This window comes from Paraburkholderia sp. (genome assembly GCF_049581445.1).
Lineage (GTDB): Bacteria > Pseudomonadota > Gammaproteobacteria > Burkholderiales > Burkholderiaceae > Paraburkholderia.
This window is the reverse complement of record NZ_JBAURZ010000349.1, coordinates 57,133-73,185: the sequence shown is the minus strand read 5'-3', so window position 1 is coordinate 73,185 and position 16,053 is coordinate 57,133. Positions and strand designations below refer to the sequence as shown.

The window sequence follows — 16,053 nt, the reverse complement described above, 5'->3', positions numbered from 1 at the left end:
GAAGCGGGGAAGCCCCGCTCCGAGATAGCTGTGATGCCGGCCTGAAATGACCGGCCCTGAGACTTGCGCGCTCGTTCGCGCTACTGGCCGGAGTTCGCCGGCGCCATGGCGGGGGCCGCCAGCTGACCGGACTGAGCCGAGCCGTTCATACCCGGGCCATAGCTCTGTGTGGCCTGCTGTTGAGCGGCTACGCGCGCTTCAGCAGCCTGGATCTCGGCCGGATAGGTGGCATCGTTCGCGGAAGAGGGGTTGTAGCCGGCCTTTTCCAGTTGCACGAGTTGCGCCTTGACTTGGGCGCGGGTTAGCGGCTCGTTCGACGATTGCGCGAATGCGGCAACCGGTAGAGCCAGAATCGAAGCGGTTACGACGGCATAAATGAGTGTTTTCATTGTGCACTCCCTGCAAACATTGCGGATAAAACGTCAGCCCCAGTCGGGACGACGACCATCCCTACAGTTTAGTCACGCTGAAAACCACGATTCCTTTCGTTTCGGCAACTCTGAATTGTGTCGCCATGCGCACGACATTACGCCTTGAGCACGTCATGCGCTGTGGCGTAGAACGTAGCCGCATCGCACCACTTTGAGCGACGGTTAGCACACCTAGAACAATTCCTGTTGCCCCGTCATGAGACCGGCAAAGTCGTCGTTCAGGAATGGCAAGATCGCGTCAGCGACCGGCTGCAACTGGCGCGTCAAATAGTGATCGTAGTCGAGCGTCGAGCCCTGGGTTTCGAGCGGCTCGGGGCCCGCCACCGTCATCACGTAGCTGATCCAGCCGCCGTTCTGATACTGCAGGGGACGGCCCTCGCGGCGGTTGAAGTCGTCGGCGATTTTAGCGGCACGCGCATGAGGCGGCACATTTCGCCGATAGTCCTCAAGGTTGCGGCGCAAGCGCCGCCGGTACACCAGTTGCTCGTCGAACTCTCCGTTCAAGGTGCGCTGGACGTAGTCACGCACATAATCCTGATACGGCTGCTGCTTGAAAATGCGCAAATAAAGTTGACGCTGGAACGTCTGGGCGAGTGGCGTCCAGTCAGTTCGTACCGTTTCGAGGCCTTTAAAGACGATCTCTTCGCTGCCGTCGGCGCGGATCACGAGTCCGGCGTAGCGCTTCTTGCTGCCTTGCTCGGCGCCGCGAATCGTCGGCATCAGGAAGCGGCGATAGTGCGTTTCGAACTGCAATTCCAGTGCGCTTTCGAGACCGAAGGTTTGCTGCAGGTGGTCGCGCCACCATTGATTGACGTACTTGACGAGCGCCTGACCAATCTCCGCAGCCTGCGCTTGCGTGCGTGCCCGTTTGAGCCAGACAAAGGTCGAGTCGGTGTCGCCATAAATCACCTGGTAACCTCGGGCTTCGATCAGCTCGCGGGTACGGTGCATGATTTCATGGCCACGCATCGTAATGGACGACGCGAGGCGCGGGTCGAAAAAGCGGCAACCGCTTGAGCCTAGCACGCCGTAGAACGCGTTCATGATGATCTTGAGCGCCTGAGAGAGCGGTTTGTTCTGCCGCCGCTTGGCCGCTTCGCGGCCTTGCCAGACCTGATCCACGATGGCGGGCAAGCAGTGTTTGCTGCGCGAGAAGCGGGCACCGCGAAAGCCCGGTACCGACGTGCTTTCGTCGGGATCGCACATTCCTTCCACCAGGCCGACGGGATCGATCAGAAAGGTTCGGATGATCGACGGATAGAGGCTTTTGTAATCGAGCACCAGTACCGAATCGTAAAGGCCCGGCTGCGAGTCCATCACGAAGCCGCCCGGACTCGCTCCCTCAGGCATCTCGCCCAGGTTCGGCGCGACGTAGCCCTGGCGATGCATCAGCGGCATGTAGAGGTGCGTGAACGCCGCCACGGAACCGCCGCTGCGATCCGCCGCAAGTCCAGTCACTGTGGCACGTTCCAGCAGAAAGGTGAGCAACTCGGTTTTGGCGAAAACGCGCGTAACCAGTTCGCAATCCTTCAGGTTGTAGCGAGCCAGAGCGGGCTTGTCTTCAGCGAAGCGGCGATCGATCTCCGCCATCCGTTGATACGGGTTGTCGATGGCCTTGCCTTCGCCCAACAGCGTCTGCGCGACGTATTCGAGGCTGAAACTGGGAAACGACCAGGTCGCGGATTTCAACGCTTCGATGCCGTCGATAATCAGCCGTCCTGCCGCCGCGGCAAAGAAATGATTCTGGCTCGTGCCATGCTCGCGCCACTCCATGACGCCGCCGTCGCGGCCGAGGCGCAGCGGAATCTGCAAACGCTCGGCGTGCTGCTGCAGGACGCGCAGATCGAATTGCACCAGATTCCAGCCGATGATCGCATCGGGATCATGCCGCTCCATCCACAGATTGAGCTTCTCCAGCATCAGCGCGCGCGTGTCGCAGTACTCGAGGTCGAAGTCGATCTCGCTGGCGTCGCCGTTCGGCGGCCCGAGCATATAAACCTGCCGCTGCCCGCAGCCCTCGAGCGCGATGGAGTACAACTCGCCATGAGCGGTGGTTTCGATATCGAGCGAGACCAGTTTTAGTGTAGGGCGATAGTCAGGTGCGGGCTTCATCTCGCCGTCAAGCAGGATGCCATCGCTGCCCGCCCGGCCGCTGAACCATACAGGCGCCGTAATGAACCTTTCCATCAGATAGCGTTCAGGCGGGCGAATATCCGCCTCATAGACCTGAATGCCGTGCTCCCTGAAGAGCTTTTCCAGCCTGAGTAACTGGCGATATTGCGCGCAATACAGCCCAAGCACGGGCCGCTGCCGGAAATCGGTCAGCGCCAAAGGCCTCAATTCGACCTGACGCTCGTTGCGTAGCAGAGCGTCCGCTTGCTCACGTTGCCCTGCCGGAATGAACGCAACCGAGGTTTGAGGCGTCAGACGCAAGTGACGGGGGCCGTGTTCCGTTGCCAGCCAGAAGTCGATTTCTGTGCCGGCGGGCGTATCGCGCCAATGGCGGGTCAGGAGGAAACCCTGCTGTTGTTCAACCACACTGCTACCTTTCGTGCCTGTCTATCGGTCTATTTTACGGGCCAAAGGCTGGATTAAAGGTAAAGACGCCCGTTCCGGCAGCCCACTTCAGCCTCGATACAAGCTGCCATGGTAGGTTAGAAGGGTGGTTTATGCCTGTCAGCGCCCGCCAATTGTGCTCTCGCGGCCCAAGGCGCGGTACGATAGCGGCTCGCGCAGGCAGGCCTCAGAAGCGCCCCGGCGCCGTCATAAGGCGGCAGTGGGGGCTGCGCGGCGGTCGTGCCGAGGGGCAGATCGTGCGTCCGGCAGCGCTCAGGCGGGGGCGCCAGGAAAACTGGCGGTTTGCGCAGATGCGCCCGGATGAGGTAGGGTGGCGGGTCTGGCGCCTTTAAAGGGCGCTGGTTCTATCAATACAGAAAGGGATGTGCAATGAACAAGCAGGAACTGATTGACGCTGTCGCGGCAGCGACCGGCGAAAGCAAGACGGCTACGGCCAAGTCGATCGACGCGATCATCGAAACGGTGACCTCGGCGGTGTCCAAGGGCGAAACCGTTCAGCTGATCGGCTTCGGTGCATTCTCGACTGGCGCACGCGCTGCTCGCGTGGGCCGCAACCCGTCCACGGGCGCGGAAATCCAGATCGCAGCAGCAAAGACCGTGAAGTTTGTTGCCGGTAAAGCGTTCAAGGACGCCGTCAACGCATCCTGAGCGTCGCATGGCAGCGCACGCGCCTGAGGCGTCGCCGCAGGCGCGGCGCGGATGCTGTTGGGCTCCGGGCGGGTCATGACGTGCGCTGACGTCTTCGGACGTCGGATTGCACGGCTATCGATGCCGCCCCCGCGAGCTGACGCGTCGTGGACCCGCGCAAGGTCCGCGCGCACGATCCTGGCATTCATGCCATGGGCCGTGGGCCTGGTCTGTTACTGGCCTATTCCGCCCTTGCGTTCCGCTTCGGCGTATTGGACGAGACGGCCATTCCCCTGACTACACTGAATACACGAGACGTAACTCACCAGGTCGGACAATGCGGGGCCTGATAATCAGTTATCCAAACTATAACCGCATCCTGGCGAACAGCACAAAAAAGCCCGCCGTTGAAGGCGGGCCAAAAAAATCACGTGGTGCCGGCGATCAGACTTCGATGCGTTGCTGAACGCCGGCGAGTCAAACTTAGAACTTGTGACGCAAGCCGAGCGAAACCAGTTCTTGCGAGCTCGTGCCACCGTAGCCGTACGAACCGACCGAAGCTTGCGCTCCCACCACGGCCGTGCCGTCGGCGTTAAGCGTATCGCCGCTCGCGTGCGTCCATGCGCCCACCAGGTAGACGTCCGTGCGCTTCGAGAGGTTGTAGTCCGCGCCCACCGAAACCTGATTGTACGAAGCGCCCGTGTCGCCGCTCGACTTCGTGTAGGTGTAGCCCACACCCACGAGCATGGCCGGCGTTGCCTGATAGTTCAGGAAGCCGTTTCCGGTGTTGTACTTCTCGGTCGAAGCGAAGGCCGACTGCGCGTCCGCCTTGTATTGCGAGTTGCTGTAGCTCAGGCCGAAGGTGAACGGACCGGCCACATACTGGCCTGCCACGCGCGCAATGTTGATCGACTTGGCGGTCTGGTAGCCGAGGTTGATCAGCGAGCCGTCGAAAGTGCCATCCGACGTGCCGCCCCAGGTCGTGCGTTGTGCGCCCGTGACCGACGGGTTGTCAGCAACGAAGTAGCCTGCGGCCAGCGAGAACGGACCGTTGTTATACGTGGCCGCTGCCGACCACGTTTGGCCCGAACCCGTTTGACCCGCTACGCCACCGAAAGCGTACATGCCTTCAACCTGCAGGCCCGAATAAACCGGCGAGACGTACTTGACGGCGTTGTTGGTGCGCGAGCTGTTGTCGTAGTTATCGACGTCACCTGGGGTCGCGAACGCGCTGCCGAAGTAATTGTCAGCCGTGATGCCTTGGACCATATCGACCAGCGGGTCGTACTGGCGGCCGAGCGTGACCGTGCCGAACTGGTCGCTTTCGAGGCCGACAAAAGCCTGACGGCCGAACAGGCGGCTGCCCTGGCCCAGAGCACCCGTGCTCGGGTTAAAGCCGTTTTCCAACTGGAAGATTGCCTTCAGGCCGCCACCCAGGTCCTCTTGACCTTTCAGGCCCCAACGCGTACCGGAAAGGTCGCCGTTGCTGGCGTTGCCGACCGACCACAGGCTTTGGTTGCCACTGGCATTGTGAACATAGGTAATGGCGGTATCAATCGTGCCGTACAGGGTGACGCTGCTTTGCGCATGTGCGACGCTGGCTGCGCCCAGCAATGAAAGCGATAGAGTCGAGAGGGCGATGCGTTTCATCAAGTTTCTCCGTGCGGATATTAGTTCTTAGTCACTGCTTTGCTGCTTGTTTTGCAACTTCGGCACGAAGCGTAGCGCAACGATCTCGCATCAAGAAAGTAAACAATATGGATGTGTCTCGCAATTGTGACACTGCATGTCCGTCAAAAAACGCTTGAAGTTGATTAATTCGTCAGCAGGCGCGGGTTAAGGAAAAGGTTGCTTTGCCGGTTCGATGGGCGAAAGGGCGAAGCGCAAAAGTAGTCGTGCCGGTCGTACTGGAGGGAGCCCCGGCTGCGGTCGTCTCGGGCAGTGCTAATAGGCCCTGAAATCCTTACGCAGCAAGGTTTTTGGGTGTCTGAACGGTACGCCCGATGCTCGTCACGGGACGAGTGTAGGTGCCTCGTGGCGGGAGCCTTTTTACGCGCCGATCGGGTTCCGGTTCCCGAGCGAGGCGCAGCGCTTTTGGCAGATCGAGTGCATCATTTCACATTCGTGAATGAACACTATTGCCAATTTCGGCGAATATATTTGCCAATTAAGTAACAATGGATGAAGCACCGAATTGGCCGCGTCTTAAACGCGATTTGCGAAATTCTTGAGAAGACAGAGTAATACGCTGTAATCGAAAAGCGCTTAGGAATTCAACGCCGCATTCTAAACAGCAAGGCATTAACGGTGAGTCGTATCAAGCGTTCCTTGCTGCGAGGGCCCCATGCACTCGCCGAGGCCCTCGCGCCACAATGGGCGCCCGGTCCCTGTGGTGCCGTCACTGCTGGACGACCGTTATCCTTGACGGGCAGCAGTTCTCGCTCAAGTCTGGATCAGGGCAGGGGGGCGCGTTCTCGATCAGCTATCGCACCGAGAGACACTTCTGGATACACTGATTAACCGACGTTACACGGCGCGCCGTGAACACGCCGCGTTAAATACCTCGATCAGGAGATGAGACATGCGAACCAGTGCCCGGAATCAGTTTGAAGGCCAGGTAGTTGAGGTGATGAACGGTGCGGTGAACGACCAGATTACGTTGCGCACCAAGGACGGCCTCGACCTGGTCGCCATCATTACGCACGAGAGTGCGACTTCGCTCGGTCTCACGCAAGGCAAACAGGCGTTTGCGTTGGTGAAAGCCTCGTCGGTCATCGTGATGGTCGATGTGTCGAGTAATCAAGTGTCGGCGCGTAATTGTATTGCTGGCACCGTATCCGCCGTGACCAAAGGCGCGGTCAACGCCGAGGTCACAATCGCGGCTGCCGGAGGTGCTCAAATTGCGGCGATCATCACCAATGAAAGCGTTGACCGGTTGGGGCTCGCCAGCGGCAAACCGGCTACGGCCATCTTCAAGGCATCGAGCGTAATCGTGGGTGTCGATCAGTAAGCAGCGTTCGGCGGCCCGCACAGCAAACGGAACGCCTTGCGTTGCGTTTGCTTGGCACGGTGGCGTGCTGGGCTCGCTCCAAGCCTTTTGCAAGTTTAGAAGGCAGCCTCGATTCGCCACAATCTCATCAAAAATCGTTGATGTACCTGACTGACAGCCTGACTGCTCTCGTGATTGTTATCGTTTCGAGAAATGTGAATTCGCCTCTGCTCCGTTGATGCCAAACCCATAGAGCCTAAAATGCGCTCCATGGACAAAGCGTTTTCGCGCATCAAGTTCTAACTGAATCGAATGATTCATCGATGTGGAGCATGAAATGGACATCCTTGACCTGGCTCGGAGATCGGGAATGACGGTGGTTCTTGACGCCAGGATCGGACGTCAGGAGTACCACACGGTGCATAGCTCGGTGGCAGCGTTAGAGCGTTTCGCCCAATTGGTCGCCTTGGCTGAACATGAAGAGGCGGTAGAGCAGGATTGATGCGTGTTGAGACTAATCGCAAACAGGAACAGCAATGTACGACAAATCATCGAACTCAAGAGATGTGGACCGCGTTGAACAAACGAGCGACAAGTACGACGAATCCACTGCCCTGGTCGAAGTGACGGAAACGGCCCACAATTCGCGCGAATCAGCGAGGAACTGGGCGTGGACGCACAGCACCGAATCGTACGACTGGATGGACTCGCACAGTCCGTTTACGCACGACACGTTTCATTGAAAGTGACGAGGGATCGTGACGGATTGCTGAAAAGCGATCTGTAACCGGGGCGTCACGCTTCGAAACTCTCCCATCAAAAACGGCGGCCAGTAAAACGGCCGCCGTTTTTTTGTATCCAGCCGCGCCAGCTTCGATCATTCTCACCGCGCTCGCACTCGACGGAGCACAACTCTCGCGCTGCCGCCCTCTCAGATAAAGCCGCTGTACGCCCAATCAGGCTGGTCCATATCAGGCGCTTCAATTTCAAACCAGAACAGGCCGCGTTGTTGTCTACTCGGAAATTATGTCTTTCCGGCGCAAGCGTGTTTTCAATAAGCGCGCGGCAACCGGCGGAGCATCTACGACCGACTGACTGCCCGAAGCAATAACGTCACTTGATCTTCGTCTCAAACGGTGCGACTTTTGCGTATTGGCTTAAGGACCGACAATTTTTTCGTCCTGCCACCGGACTCTGACCGGCACACCAACTCTGGTGATTTGCCCTTTCTCTCGAGGCCTTCGTCAAATGAGTATCCCCACTACCGCTGAACGCATCGGGAAGTTTGCTTTTGATGCGCAAGCCAGCCACCTCACACCGCAGGCGAGGCAGGTTTTCAAACGAAATATCCTCGACAGCCTCGGATGCGCAATCGCCGCGCTGCCCGGTACGCCGTTCAAAGTGCTGCGTGAGCAGTTCGATGAGTACGGCCGCGGGGGCACGTGCACGTTGATTGGCGGCGGCACCACGTCGCCCGATCAGGCGGCTTTGTACAACTCGGGGCTAGTGCGCTATGTCGATCTGCTCGACAGCTACATGTCTCAAGGCGGCCTTTGTCACCCGAGCGACAACTTCGGCGCGATTCTCGCCGCCGCCGACCATGCATCAGCCAGCGGCGAAGACTTCATGCTCGCACTTGCTGTTGCCTATGAAATCGGATGTCGCATTACTGCGATTGTTCCGGTCATGTCCAAGGGCTTCAATCACGCCATTCAACTTGCGATAACGGCAGCCGCGGGTTCCGGCAAGCTATTCGGTCTCGATGCCGCGCAGATCGCTCACGCCATCGCCATTGCAACGGTCGACAACGTGTCGTTGGCCTGTGTCCATTCCGAGCCCGTATCGCAATGGAAGGGCTTTTCGCCGGGGATCACGGGCATGCGCTCGGTCTATAGCGCATCGCTGGCCAAGCGCGGCATCACAGGTCCGCTGCGCCTTTTCGAAGGGCCCAATGGACTGGTACGCATGTTCGATCAACCGCTCGACGTAGATTGGGATGATGCCAGTCTGGATGTGATCCATCAGACCATCATGAAGAAGTTCTGCTCGTTGATTCATGGGCAGCCTGTCCTTGAAGCGACGCTTGCACTCAAGCGCGAGCACGGCCTGAATAGCGATGAGATCGACGAAGTCGTCTGCGACATCTTCCAGACCGGCTTCGACATCGCGGGTGGGGGTAGCTTCGGTCCCAAGGACAATCCGCAAAGCAAGGAGCAGGCGGACTACAACCTCAAGTATCTGATCGCAGCAGCGCTGCTTGACGGTCAGGTGGGGCCCGCCCAACTTGAACCCCAGCGTGTCCAGGCTTCTGACGCGCAAGCGCTTCTGAACAGGGTGACAGTACGGCCGGACGCGGAATTCACCGCACTGTATCCACACGCGCTGAACACGCGGGTTACGATCAAATGCAAGGATGGCCGCGTATTCGCACGCGAGCACGTCGGCTTCGAAGGCGGTCTCGACAATCCGCTTACGTGGGAACGCACGGTTGAGAAGTTCCATTGGCTAAGTGAGCAATACGCGGACGCAGCGCTTCGTGGGCAAATCATCGATCTGGTCTCCTCACTGGATGAACGGCCGATCGCGGAGTTGATGCAACTGCTCGCGAAGGTCAGTCGAGAACCCCGGTTCCCTGCAAACCATCCAGGGATCCAATAGAGACAAAGGCGGAAGCCGCTTCGACCGACCCGCTCGCGGCGACTTGGCCCGGTCCATGATATGGACCGGGCTTTTTTTATTCAGCCTCTCGCTATACGACGGCTCATCCATGCGAGGTTCCGAACCGCACCGTACGTCAAGAACGCCACAAAGAGTTGGGGGTCCTAAAGCCAAACCAGTAAAGGGATTGTTGACTGCTCACTTGTTTTTCTATGAATTCACCTGGGATAACCTTCGCCCACAGCAATTACGCATTCAAATACGTTTGCACTTTCTAAGGGATCAGCGCCAGTCTCTAACGAATTCAAAATGACGCGCTCCCCGATTGAAATGTCCTTCGCAAGTCTTGATGCGCTGCCCTTTGTTGCATCCATAGATACCAGGAGAGCTGTATGAAAGTTTTTGCCTTTTCACTTACGTTACTGGTTTGTGTCGCTGCGAATTCCGTCTACGCAGCGGATACCATACCCACGGTGAGCAATACGTCTACCGCAGGACAGAGCAACCAGCAGATTCCGCAGGAAGCCGCCACGCCGTCGAAAACCCGGGAAGAGGTTTATCAGGAACTCAGGCAGGCGCAGCAGAGCGGCCAACTTACCCAGTTGAACAAGACGGTCTACCGAGCGAACTAACGCGAACCGCTACCCGCGCAACGGGAGGAAACGCGTAGGGCACCGTGGTCTGCAGCGACTCGAATATCGGTCAACGTCGTCCATCAGGTGTACTGGTCGGAGGTACCTGCCATACGCATGGCACCGCTCCTGGCCTTTTCGCCGTCGATTCAAAAACATTTGCAGTAGAGCTTCTTTCGCACGTGATGACTCGCGCGGCGAGCGCACGCGCTCGTCTTCCTCGATGTCCCCTTGACGCAGAGCGCTGCGCGTCCGATCGCCGCCTGTTCTGCGATTCTGGAATATTTATGATTGGCATTGTTCGCATTGCACTCAAGAGGCCATATACATTTGTTGTTTTGGCCATCTTCATTCTGATCGTCGGCCCGCTCGCTGCGTTGCGCACGCCCACGGATATTTTTCCTGACATCAAAATCCCGGTTATCAGCGTCGTTTGGCAATACACCGGGCTTCCGCCCGATCAAATGGCGGGTCGCATCATGTCACCGTTCGAGCGTGTATTGACCACGACCGTTAACGACGTCGAGCACATCGAAGGACAGTCCATTGCCGGATATGGCGTCGTCAAGATCTTCTTCCAGCCCACCGTCGACATCCGGACGGCCAATGCGCAAGTCACATCGATTGCACAGGTGATCCTGAAACAGCTCCCACCTGGGGCAACGCCGCCGCTCATCCTCAATTACAACGCCTCGACGGTCCCTATCATCCAGCTCGCTCTGTCCGGCAAGGGGCTGTCGGAGCAAAATCTCGGCGACCTGGGTCTTAACCAGTTGCGACCAATCTTGACGACGGTGGCAGGAGCAGCATTACCGTACCCCTACGGCGGCAAAACACGCCAGGTCCAGATCAACGTCAAGCCGTCTGAGCTTGAGGCGCGCGGCCTGTCCGCGCAGGACGTTGCCAATTCATTGGCGGCGCAAAACCTCATCACGCCGGTGGGCACCGAGAAGGTCGGTGACTACGAGTACACGCTCCAACTGAATAGCGCGCCATCGAAGATCGACGCGATTGCCGCGATTCCAATCAAGTCCGCTAACGGAACCACCGTCTACATGCGCGACGTTGCCGACGTGACGGACGGCAGCCCGCCGCAGACCAATATCGTTCACGTCAACGGCCGGCGTTCGGTGCTAATGACCGTCTTGAAGAATGGCTCCGCCTCGACGCTTGCCGTCGTCGCCGGGATCAGGCAGCGGGTCGCCGATGCAAAGGCTTCGTTGCCCGATAACCTGCAAATCGACGCGATCGGCGACCAGTCGATATTCGTGCGTGCCGCTATCTCTGGGGTCGCACGAGAAGGCCTGATTGCCGCTGTGCTGACCAGCCTCATGATCTTGCTGTTCCTGGGGAGTTGGCGTTCCACGGTAATCATCGCAACGTCCATCCCGCTGGCGATTCTTGGGTCCATTACGGCGCTATCCGCGCTTGGCGAGACTCTCAACATCATGACCCTGGGGGGACTTGCGCTCGCTGTCGGCATTCTCGTCGACGATGCCACGGTCACCATCGAGAATATCAACTGGCATCTCGAGCAGGGCAAACCCGTCGACAGCGCCATCCTGGACGGTGCCGCGCAGATTGTGACCCCAGCGTTCGTCTCGCTGCTTTGCATCTGCATTGTGTTCGTTCCGATGTTCTTTCTGGATGGCGTCGCAAGGTTTCTGTTCGTGCCGATGGCGGAAGCGGTGATCTTCGCGATGATCTCGTCGTTCATCCTTTCACGGACGCTTGTGCCCACCATGGCCAAGTATCTGCTCAAGCCACATGTACAGCACGATGGACACGATCATCACCAAACCTCGAACCCGCTGAAGCGGTTTCAACGCGGCTTCGAAACGCGCTTTGAGCGCGTGCGCGCGGACTACAGCGCGATCCTCGAACTGTTGTTGATCCATCGCCGCGGATTCGTGCCTGGGTTCTTCGCGTTCGTGATCGCGTCATTCGCACTGGTTCCATTCCTCGGAAACAACTTCTTTCCCGATGTCGACGCTGGCCAGATCCTCTTGCACGTACGTGCGCCGGTTGGCGTTCGGGTTGAAAAGACCGCCCAGATTTTCGCTGAAGTCGAGAGCCGCATCCGCGCCACGATTCCGCCTGCGGAGCTTGGCACGGTGGTCGATAACATGGGCTTGTCCATCAGCGGCCTGAACACGGCCTATAGCAACACCGGAACGATCGGCTCCCAGGATGGCGACATCCAGATATCGCTGAAGGAAGGGCACCGGCCGACCGCTGAGTACGTGCGCGAGATGCGCGAGGCGCTGCCACGTGCGTTTCCAGGTGTGACGTTTTCGTTCCCTCCCGCGGACATCATCAGCCAGATTCTTAACTTCGGATCGCCCGCGCCGATTGATCTGCAGATTCGCGGAAGCAAACTCCCTGCGGACTTCGCGTACGCCGACGCGCTGCTGCGCGAGGTCAAACGTATCCCCGGTGTGGTCGACGCACGAATTCAGCAGTCACAAGCCAATCCCCAGTTCGATATCGACGTCGACCGGACCCAGGCACAGCTTCAGGGCATCACCGAACGTGACGTGACCAATAGTCTGGTCGTTCATCTGGCCGGCTCGAGCCAGGTCGCGCCGACGTATTGGCTCAACACGGCCAACGGCGTGGAATATCCGATCGTCCTGCAGACGCCGCAATATGGCCTCGACACGCTGCCGTCGCTGCAGAATCTGCCGCTCTCGGGCGCCGCGTCCGCAAACGATGACCAGATTCTGGGTGGCGTAGCGACCATCAGCCGTACTACCGGCGACGAAGTCGTCAGCCAGTACAACATCCAGCCGGTGGTTGAGATCTTCGCGACCACCCAGGGCCGGGACCTCGGCGCAGTTGCCGCCGATATCCAGCACGTGATCAAGGCCAATGCCAAAGGCGTACCAAAGGGGGCGAAGGTCGTCCTTCTCGGGCAAGTCCAGACCATGAACAAGGCGTTCAGTGGCATGTTGTTCGGACTGCTTGGCGCAATCGTATTGATCTATCTGCTGATTGTGGTGAATTTCCAGTCGTGGGCCGATCCGCTCGTGATCGTGACCGCGTTGCCTGCTGCATTGGCCGGCATCGTATGGATGCTGTTCGCGACGGATACCACCATGTCGGTTCCCGCGCTTACCGGCGCCATTATGTGTATGGGCGTGGCCACCGCAAACGCCATTCTGGTTGTGAGCTTTTGCCGTGAACGACTGGCGGTTCACGGCGACGCATTCAAGGCGGCACTCGAGGCCGGCACGACCCGCTTTCGTCCGGTCCTGATGACTGCGCTGTCGATGATCATCGGCATGGCGCCAATGGCCCTCAGTCTCGGCGAAGGGGGAGAGCAGAACGCACCGTTGGGCCGCGCGGTCATCGGCGGCCTGCTGTTCGCGACGATTGCGACGCTTTTGCTTGTTCCCGCCGTCTTCTGCATCATCCATTCCCGTCGGGGCCGCTCCTCGACCTCCTCATCGATTTCCCGAGATCCTGCCCATGTCGCATGAAACCCTAACGCGCACTACGACGCCGCAACGCCAACTGTCGGTGATGGGCATTGGCGGAGCGTTCGCCGCTATCGTGATCGTGATCGCCGGAGTGACGGTTCGCATCACTCATGAACATCAACTCAGGAACTGGACCGATGCCCAGGCCATTCCGACCGTGGACATCATCGTTCCAGCCAAACCGGTGCAAGGCGGCTCGCTCGACCTTCCTGGACGGCTGGAGGCGTTCACTAGCGCCCCCATCTATGCACGCGTAAGCGGCTACCTCAAATCCTGGCGCGTCGATATTGGCAACACGGTGAAAGCAGGCGACGAACTGGCGGAAATCGACACGCCCGAACTCGACCAGCAGTTGATTCAGGCCAAAGCCGATCTCTCCAGCGCACAAGCCGACGCCTCTTTGGCAAAAAGCACTGCCGATCGGTGGCAAGCGTTGCAGGATACCGATGCCGTATCTCATCAGGACGTCGACGAGCGCACCCAGGACTACGCAGCGAAAAAGGCTCGCGTGGTGGCGGCACAGGCCAATGTCGACAGGCTTGCCGCGACCAAGGGTTTCGCGAGGATCGTTGCCCCGTTCGATGGCGTTATCACTGCCCGCAACACGGATATCGGGGCATTGATCAATGCAGGCGAAGGTAGCGGGGCGCAGCTCTTTTCCCTGTCAAGCGTGGACAAGTTGCGCGTCTACGTTCGTGTACCGCAAGACTACGCATCCACGATAAAGCCGGGTGGCGCGGCTACGTTCACGGTTCGCGAGTATCCGGGCAAGAGTTTCACGGCGAACGTTGTGGGTCTCGCGGACTCTGTGAATCAGGCCTCGGGAACCACCCTCGTCCAGTTGCTGGTCGACAATCCCGGCCATCTGCTGCTCCCCGGGAGTTACGTGTCGATGCACTTCACCCTACCCGTGGCCACAGGCACGGTCCGCGTTCCGGCCAGCACGCTGATCTTCAACAACAAGGGCCTACGTGTCGCGACCGTCGATAGCCACGACACAGTTCGGTTCAAGTCCGTCGCGATTCAGCAAGACTTGGGGAACGCCGTAGAAATCGGCACAGGGTTGACTGACAACGATCGCGTTATCGACACCCCGCCGGATGGACTGGTCGAAGGGGACCACGTCAATGTTGCCAGCGCTGGGGGCAGGGCTGCAAACCATGAATAAACTTCGCACATTCACCGCAATCACGACACTCGCGAGTGCGGTGGCGCTGGCAGCATGCTCGCTTGCGCCGGCCTATAAAGTCCCTGCTACACCTGTCACTCCACAGTACCAGTCCAATGCTCCATGGGCGCAGGCCGCGCCATCCGACCAGCTTGATCGCGCCGGGTGGTGGAAGCTATATCAGGAATCCGAACTCAATGACCTTGAACAGCGACTGATAGCGAACAATACCGATCTTCACGCCGCGTACTTTCACTATGTACAGGCCGAAGCCTTCGTCAAACAGGTCAGTTCGCAGCTCTATCCGCAAGTGAGCACAGCTGGCAATGTCCAACGCGATCGCGAGTCGGATACGCGGCCATTGCGTGGCGCGACCTCACCGGCCGACTACAACTCCGCTACGCTCGGCGCAGAGGTCGACTACGAAGTCGACCTGTGGGGACGCGTGCGAGACTCCGTTGCGGCGGGTAAAGACGAAAGCGAGGCGAGCCAGGCGGATCTTGCATCCACACAGTTGAGCCTCGAAGTCGAGCTAGCCCGAAGCTACCTCGACCTGCGTGGCGTTGACCAGGAGATTCATCTACTCGATGGGACGAATCAGGCTTATCAGAAGGCGCTCGAGCTCACCAGCTCGTTGCACAAAGGCGGCGTCGTGTCGGGACTCGACGTCGCGCGGGCAAAAACCCAGTTGTCGTCGGCGCAGTCCGACCTCTCGCAGCTCAAGGCGAAGCGCGCCTTGCTGGAACACGCGATCGCGGCGCTAGTCGGTACAACGGCCTCTGACTTTCAGATTCAGGCGCGGATCGATCCGGTTCCACTGCCCGCCATACCGGTTGGCATACCCTCAGCACTGCTTCAGAGACGTCCAGATATCGCAGCAGCCGAGCGGCGCGTCGCGGCGGCGAACTCACGAATCGGCGTGGCGCGAGCCGCCTATTTCCCGTCACTGACACTCAGTGCGCAAGGAGGCGTGCAGAGCTCCGTATATGCGGACCTGCTGAGTGCGCCTGCTTCGTTCTGGACAATTGGACCGACGCTGGCGGTGTACCTGTTCGACGGCGGTAAACGAAAAGCGCAGGTGGAATCTGCCAAGGCCGCGACGGCAGAAGCGGGCGAACGCTATCGAAGCGTGGTACTAAGCTCATTCAGGCAAGTGGAGGACAATCTTTCGTTGCTCGACGAACTGGGTACCGCTACGGCACAGCAACAGGATGCCGCCGCCGCGGCTGAGCTATCCGTGAATCTTTCTGTGGCGCGCTATAAACGCGGGGTTGTCAGCTACCTCGATGTGGTCGAAGCACAATCTGCCGCGCTCCAGTCGGAGCGCAGCGTAATCAGCATTCGAACGCAGCAGTTGGACGCAGATGTGGATCTCATCCGGGCGCTCGGCGGTGGCTGGACCAGGGATGATCTCAACACCTCCGACGTAGCAGCGAACCCCGGGAAGGGAACGCCGGACCATCCTCCAGCCTGAAAGTATCAGCTTGAG

General features: G+C 59.0%; 12 protein-coding genes. 9 read left to right on the top strand and 3 right to left on the bottom strand.

What is annotated here, in order from left to right:
- Positions 1-80: 80 nt before the first annotated feature.
- Positions 81-389, bottom strand: coding sequence for a DUF4148 domain-containing protein (locus tag WCA85_RS29825; protein ID WP_424068461.1), 309 nt, complete (start codon positions 387-389; stop codon positions 81-83).
- A 213-nt stretch (positions 390-602) separates the two neighbouring features.
- Positions 603-2,969, bottom strand: coding sequence for a DNA polymerase II (locus WCA85_RS29820; RefSeq protein ID WP_424068460.1), 2,367 nt, complete (start codon positions 2,967-2,969; stop codon positions 603-605).
- 408 nt (positions 2,970-3,377) lie between these two features.
- Between WCA85_RS29820 and WCA85_RS29815 the strand changes: the two genes are divergently transcribed.
- Positions 3,378-3,656, top strand: coding sequence for an HU family DNA-binding protein (locus WCA85_RS29815; RefSeq protein ID WP_117337200.1), 279 nt, complete (start codon positions 3,378-3,380; stop codon positions 3,654-3,656).
- 462 nt (positions 3,657-4,118) lie between these two features.
- On the opposite strand, the gene WCA85_RS29810 is transcribed toward WCA85_RS29815, so the two are convergent.
- On the bottom strand, positions 4,119-5,285 hold the full coding sequence (locus tag WCA85_RS29810; protein ID WP_424068459.1) for a porin: 1,167 nt from the start codon (positions 5,283-5,285) through the stop codon (positions 4,119-4,121).
- Positions 5,286-6,216: 931 nt separating this feature from the next.
- On the opposite strand from WCA85_RS29810, the gene WCA85_RS29805 reads away from it, so the two are divergent.
- The 8 genes from WCA85_RS29805 to WCA85_RS29770 all read left to right on the top strand — a co-directional run bounded on the left by WCA85_RS29805 (position 6,217) and on the right by WCA85_RS29770 (position 16,038).
- A complete protein-coding gene (locus WCA85_RS29805; RefSeq protein ID WP_424068458.1) occupies positions 6,217-6,645 on the top strand; it encodes a TOBE domain-containing protein in 429 nt (142 codons plus the stop codon).
- 316 nt (positions 6,646-6,961) lie between these two features.
- Positions 6,962-7,126: a hypothetical protein gene (locus tag WCA85_RS29800; RefSeq protein WP_424068457.1), complete on the top strand. Its 165-nt coding sequence runs from the start codon at positions 6,962-6,964 to the stop codon at positions 7,124-7,126.
- A 34-nt stretch (positions 7,127-7,160) separates the two neighbouring features.
- Positions 7,161-7,367: a hypothetical protein gene (locus tag WCA85_RS29795; protein ID WP_424068456.1), complete on the top strand. Its 207-nt coding sequence runs from the start codon at positions 7,161-7,163 to the stop codon at positions 7,365-7,367.
- Between the two features lie 505 nt (positions 7,368-7,872).
- Positions 7,873-9,282 (top strand): MmgE/PrpD family protein, encoded by a 1,410-nt coding sequence (locus WCA85_RS29790; protein ID WP_424068455.1) that lies wholly within the window; start codon positions 7,873-7,875, stop codon positions 9,280-9,282.
- A gap of 392 nt (positions 9,283-9,674) precedes the next feature.
- A complete protein-coding gene (locus tag WCA85_RS29785; protein WP_424068454.1) occupies positions 9,675-9,914 on the top strand; it encodes a DUF4148 domain-containing protein in 240 nt (79 codons plus the stop codon).
- A gap of 287 nt (positions 9,915-10,201) precedes the next feature.
- Entirely contained in the window at positions 10,202-13,396 is a 3,195-nt protein-coding gene (locus tag WCA85_RS29780) for an efflux RND transporter permease subunit (RefSeq protein WP_424068453.1), read from the top strand.
- Complete coding sequence (locus tag WCA85_RS29775) at positions 13,386-14,564, top strand: efflux RND transporter periplasmic adaptor subunit (protein WP_424068452.1); 1,179 nt, start codon at positions 13,386-13,388, stop codon at positions 14,562-14,564. The genes WCA85_RS29780 and WCA85_RS29775 overlap by 11 nt, the downstream gene beginning before the upstream one ends.
- Positions 14,557-16,038, top strand: coding sequence for an efflux transporter outer membrane subunit (locus tag WCA85_RS29770; RefSeq protein WP_424068451.1), 1,482 nt, complete (start codon positions 14,557-14,559; stop codon positions 16,036-16,038). Before WCA85_RS29775 ends, WCA85_RS29770 begins: the two co-directional genes overlap by 8 nt.
- Positions 16,039-16,053: the final 15 nt, after the last annotated feature.

What these genes read in the sequence shown, in the direction of transcription:
- WCA85_RS29825 (WP_424068461.1), bottom strand. Translation starts at nt 389, where the DNA reads ATGAAAACACTCATTTATGCCGTCGTAACCGCTTCGATTCTGGCTCTA.
- WCA85_RS29815 (WP_117337200.1), top strand. Translation starts at nt 3,378, where the DNA reads ATGAACAAGCAGGAACTGATTGACGCTGTCGCGGCAGCGACCGGCGAA.
- WCA85_RS29810 (WP_424068459.1), bottom strand. Translation starts at nt 5,285, where the DNA reads ATGAAACGCATCGCCCTCTCGACTCTATCGCTTTCATTGCTGGGCGCA.
- WCA85_RS29805 (WP_424068458.1), top strand. Translation starts at nt 6,217, where the DNA reads ATGCGAACCAGTGCCCGGAATCAGTTTGAAGGCCAGGTAGTTGAGGTG.
- WCA85_RS29800 (WP_424068457.1), top strand. Translation starts at nt 6,962, where the DNA reads ATGGACATCCTTGACCTGGCTCGGAGATCGGGAATGACGGTGGTTCTT.
- WCA85_RS29795 (WP_424068456.1), top strand. Translation starts at nt 7,161, where the DNA reads ATGTACGACAAATCATCGAACTCAAGAGATGTGGACCGCGTTGAACAA.
- WCA85_RS29790 (WP_424068455.1), top strand. Translation starts at nt 7,873, where the DNA reads ATGAGTATCCCCACTACCGCTGAACGCATCGGGAAGTTTGCTTTTGAT.
- WCA85_RS29785 (WP_424068454.1), top strand. Translation starts at nt 9,675, where the DNA reads ATGAAAGTTTTTGCCTTTTCACTTACGTTACTGGTTTGTGTCGCTGCG.
- WCA85_RS29780 (WP_424068453.1), top strand. Translation starts at nt 10,202, where the DNA reads ATGATTGGCATTGTTCGCATTGCACTCAAGAGGCCATATACATTTGTT.
- WCA85_RS29775 (WP_424068452.1), top strand. Translation starts at nt 13,386, where the DNA reads ATGTCGCATGAAACCCTAACGCGCACTACGACGCCGCAACGCCAACTG.
- WCA85_RS29770 (WP_424068451.1), top strand. Translation starts at nt 14,557, where the DNA reads ATGAATAAACTTCGCACATTCACCGCAATCACGACACTCGCGAGTGCG.